Source organism: Bradyrhizobium sp., from assembly GCF_049798375.1.
Classification (GTDB): domain Bacteria; phylum Pseudomonadota; class Alphaproteobacteria; order Rhizobiales; family Xanthobacteraceae; genus Bradyrhizobium.
The window spans coordinates 1-3,673 of the sequence record NZ_JBARGP010000767.1 but is presented as its reverse complement, the minus strand read 5'-3'; the positions used below and the strand labels follow the sequence as shown (position 1 = coordinate 3,673).

Genomic DNA, 3,673 nt, shown 5'->3' with positions numbered 1-3,673 from the left:
CGCTGTGGCTGCTGGACGAGCCGACCACAGCGCTCGATGTCGCGGGGCAAGCGATATTTGCAGAGCTGATGCGCGATCACCTCAGATCCGGCGGGCTGATCGCCGCCGCCACCCACGGCCCGCTCGGCATCGAATCGCGCGAGCTGCGAATCGGGGGCGTCGGGTGATGGCTTTTTACTTTTTCCTAACCACGAACCCCGATCTCTCCGTTCCCTCCCCCCTTGTGGGGACGGGTCAGGGAGGGGGGTGCCCCACGGCACGCCCTATCGGCTCGATCAAGATCTCGTTCACCCCAACTGCATTCGCGCCCGGAGTACCCCCCTCCCCAGCCCTCCCCCACAAGGGGGGAGGGAGCCGACTGAGCCTGCCTCAACAGCGCCGCCTCCTGGCTGGCGACTTTGAAGCCGGCGCCAAACCCCGTTCCGAGGCGCCCTTCCCATGACTGCGCTAGGGGCCCTGATCCGCCGCGACATCAGACTAGCGCTGCGCGTCGGCGGCGGCGCGCTGATCGGCGTGCTGTTCTTCCTCACTGTCGTGGTGCTGATGCCGTTCGCGCTTGGGCCCGATTTGCCACTGCTGACCCGGCTCGGCCCCGCGATCCTCTGGCTCGGCGCGCTCCTTGCGAGTCTCCTCACGCTCGACCGCCTCTTCACCGCCGACCATGACGACGGCTCACTCGATCTGATCGTGATGAGCCGCACACCGCTCGAGCTCGCCTGCGCCGCCAAGGCCCTGGCGCATTGGCTCGCCGCCGGGCTGCCGCTGGTGGTCGCGACGCCCGTGCTCGGCCTGCTGCTCAACCTCGATGCCACGGCGACCGGCGCGGTGGCGCTGACCCTGCTCGCCGGCACCCCGGCACTGACCTTCATCGGTATGATCGGCGCGGGTCTCGCCGTGACCCTGCATCGCGGCGGGCTGCTGCTCGCTGTGCTGGTGCTGCCACTGTCGATCCCCGTTCTGATCTTCGGCGTCGCCGCCTCGCAGGCGGCGATTTCCGGCCCGCTCTCGTTCGGGGGGCCGTTCTCGATCCTGTGCGCGCTGTCGCTGGTCAGCCTGGTGGTCGGCCCGTTCGCGGCCGCCGCCAGCCTGCGCCACGGGCTTGATTAATCTCGGTTTGAGGCCGATCAAAACTTCTAGAGCGGTTCTATGTTAATTGCCTCGAACCCATCCCACCTCTAACAAGGTGCCATGAGCTTCCTCGACCTCGCCAATCCCTCCCGGTTCCTGACCCTGGCGGCCCGGCTGTTGCCGTGGCTGGCGGCGATCACAATCGCGCTGCTGGCGGCCGGGCTCTACATGTCCGCGACGGCACCTGACGATTACCAGCAGGGCGCCACCGTCAAGATCATGTTCATCCATGTTCCGAACGCTTGGCTATCGATGTTCGTCTGGGGGATCATGAGCGTGGCCTCGCTCGGCACCCTGGTCTGGCGGCATCCGCTGGCCGATGTGGCGGCCAAGGCCGCCGCCCCGATCGGCGCTTCCTTCACTTTCCTCGCGCTGGTCACCGGCTCGCTCTGGGGCCGGCCGATGTGGGGAACCTATTGGGAGTGGGACGCCCGGCTCACCTCGGTGCTGATCCTGTTCCTGATGTATCTCGGCCTGATCGCGCTGTGGCGCGCGGTCGAGGACCCCTCACGCGCCGCGCGCGCCGCCGCGGTGCTCACCTTGGTCGGCGCCATCAACCTGCCGATCATCAAGTTTTCGGTCGACTGGTGGAACACGCTGCACCAGCCGGCCTCGGTGATGCGGATGGGCGGCTCGACACTCGACAACGCCTTCCTGATCCCGCTGCTGGTGATGGCGATCGCATTCTCGTTCCTGTTTGTGACCTTGCATGTCGCGGCGATGCGCAACGAAATCCTGCGCCGGCGCGTGCGCAGCCTGCAGATGCAGCAGGCGCGCGGCTACGCCAGCGACATCCCGGCCGGCACCGCGCCAAATGCTGCACAAAGCCAGATTGCCGGAGCCGCATGATGATCGATCTCGGCCCCTACGCCTCGTTCATTGCGACCTCCTATCTCGCCGCGCTGCTGGTGGTCGTGCTGTTGATCGGCTGGATCGCGCTCGATTATCGCGCCCAGAAAGCGCGGCTGCGCGCGCTCGAACAGAGCGGCATCAGCCGGCGCTCGGGCCGCTCCGCGACGGAGATCCGATGAGCCATATTTCAGAATCGGCCGAGGCGGCGCCGCGCCGACGCTCCTTGCTGATGCTGCTGCCGCTGGTCGTCTTCATGGGACTGGCGGTGCTGTTCTGGTACGGACTCGGCAGCGGCGATCCGTCGCGGATTCCCTCCGCGCTGATCGGCCATCCGGCGCCGCAGACGCCGCTGCCCCCGCTCGAGGGGCTCGCCAATAACGGAACGCCGGTGCCGGGGCTCGATCCTGTTGATTTCAAAGGCAAGGTCAGCGTCGTCAATGTCTGGGCGTCCTGGTGCGTGCCCTGCCACGACGAGGCCCGGCTCCTGGTCGATCTCGGCCGTGACAAGCGGTTCCAGATCGTCGGCATCAACTACAAGGATGGCGCCGACAATGCGCGGCGCTTCCTCGGCCGCTACGGCAACCCCTATGACGTCGTCGGCGTTGACGGCAACGGCCGCGCCGGGATCGAGTGGGGCGTCTATGGCGTGCCCGAGACCTTCATCGTCGGACGCAACGGCACCATCGTCTACAAGCTGGTCGGCCCGATCACACCCGAGAACATCAACACTGTGCTGCGCACCGAGATCGACAAGGCGCTGAAGGCGGGCTCGTAAGCGCCGCAATTGCGACGAAGCGAAGCAATCCAGAGTCAACGAGGAAGTCTGAATTGCTTCGTCGCTGACGCTCCTCGGAACGACGGCAGGGAGTTACCCCTTGCTCACGTCGCCGGCGTCCGCCTCGCTCTCTTCCAGCGATACCGGCTCGATGTGATAGCGCTTGATCATCGGCATCTGTGCGATGGCAAAGAGCGCGGTCAGCGAGGTCACACCGATCGCCTTGAAGCCGACCCAGAAATTCGTGCTCTGGGTCCGCCAGACGATCTCGTTCAGCACCGCCATGCCGGCAAAGAACAGCGCCCAGCGCAAGGTGAGCATGCGCCAGCCGGTCGGTGTCAAATTGAACATCTGATCAAACATGATCGCGATGAAGGAGCGGCCGAACAGCAGCCCGCCGCCGAGCACGCCGGCGAACAGCGCATAGATGATAGTGGGCTTGACCTTGATGAAGGTCTCGTCATGCAGCACCAGGGTCAGCGTACCGAACACCAGCACGACAACGCCGGTCACCAGCGCCATCAGCGGCACGTGCTTGGTCACGACATAGGATGCAATCAGGGCCGCGACGATCGCGACCATGAAGGCGCCGGTCGCCGCAAACAGATGAAACTTGACGTTGACCGCGAAGAATACGAGCAGCGGACCGAGCTCGGTCGCAAGCTTGAACAGCGGATGCGGCTGGGTCTTGTCCATGTGGTGTCCTGTTCCGTCGTCACCGCCAGGCGGTGATCAGTCGTCTCAGATTCGGGTCGGCTAGCAAGGCACCTTGGATGCCTGCCGGCTCCCGTGCTGACAAGCGGAATCTAGCTTTCGATTCCCGCGATCGCCTTGGCGAAGTCTTTCGCCGCGAACGGAGAGAGATCATCCACGCCTTCGCCGACCCCGATGAAGTGCACCGGCAGCTTGAACTTCTCC

5 protein-coding genes and 2 pseudogenes are annotated in these 3,673 nt (G+C 65.4%); 5 read left to right on the top strand and 2 right to left on the bottom strand.

What is annotated here, in order from left to right; translation table 11 throughout:
• The 5 genes and pseudogenes from WA702_RS29400 to WA702_RS29380 form a co-directional block, all read left to right on the top strand.
• A pseudogene (locus tag WA702_RS29400) lies at window positions 1-167 on the top strand (heme ABC exporter ATP-binding protein CcmA); the annotation flags it as partial.
• Window positions 168-438: 271 nt separating this feature from the next.
• The gene (gene ccmB, locus WA702_RS29395) at window positions 439-1,107 is read left to right on the top strand and encodes a heme exporter protein CcmB (RefSeq protein ID WP_425114043.1); all 669 of its coding nucleotides are present in this window, start codon (window positions 439-441) and stop codon (window positions 1,105-1,107) included.
• Window positions 1,108-1,188: 81 nt separating this feature from the next.
• Entirely contained in the window at window positions 1,189-1,977 is a 789-nt protein-coding gene (locus tag WA702_RS29390; RefSeq protein ID WP_425114042.1) for a heme ABC transporter permease, read from the top strand.
• Window positions 1,974-2,159 carry a heme exporter protein CcmD gene (gene ccmD / locus WA702_RS29385; RefSeq protein ID WP_425114041.1) on the top strand — a complete coding sequence of 62 codons (186 nt, stop codon included), beginning with the start codon at window positions 1,974-1,976 and terminating at the stop codon, window positions 2,157-2,159. Before WA702_RS29390 ends, ccmD begins: the two co-directional genes overlap by 4 nt.
• Complete coding sequence (locus tag WA702_RS29380) at window positions 2,156-2,755, top strand: DsbE family thiol:disulfide interchange protein (RefSeq protein ID WP_425114040.1); 600 nt, start codon at window positions 2,156-2,158, stop codon at window positions 2,753-2,755. Before ccmD ends, WA702_RS29380 begins: the two co-directional genes overlap by 4 nt.
• Window positions 2,756-2,848: 93 nt before the next feature.
• On the opposite strand, the gene WA702_RS29375 is transcribed toward WA702_RS29380, so the two are convergent.
• Entirely contained in the window at window positions 2,849-3,451 is a 603-nt protein-coding gene (locus WA702_RS29375) for a septation protein A (RefSeq protein WP_425114039.1), read from the bottom strand.
• 110 nt (window positions 3,452-3,561) lie between these two features.
• Window positions 3,562-3,673: pseudogene (locus WA702_RS29370) on the bottom strand (signal recognition particle-docking protein FtsY); the annotation flags it as partial.

Excerpts from the sequence above, each read along its gene's own strand:
- ccmB (WP_425114043.1), top strand. The coding sequence starts at position 439 with ATGACTGCGCTAGGGGCCCTGATCCGCCGCGACATCAGACTAGCGCTG.
- WA702_RS29390 (WP_425114042.1), top strand. The coding sequence starts at position 1,189 with ATGAGCTTCCTCGACCTCGCCAATCCCTCCCGGTTCCTGACCCTGGCG.
- ccmD (WP_425114041.1), top strand. The coding sequence starts at position 1,974 with ATGATGATCGATCTCGGCCCCTACGCCTCGTTCATTGCGACCTCCTAT.
- WA702_RS29380 (WP_425114040.1), top strand. The coding sequence starts at position 2,156 with ATGAGCCATATTTCAGAATCGGCCGAGGCGGCGCCGCGCCGACGCTCC.
- WA702_RS29375 (WP_425114039.1), bottom strand. The coding sequence starts at position 3,451 with ATGGACAAGACCCAGCCGCATCCGCTGTTCAAGCTTGCGACCGAGCTC.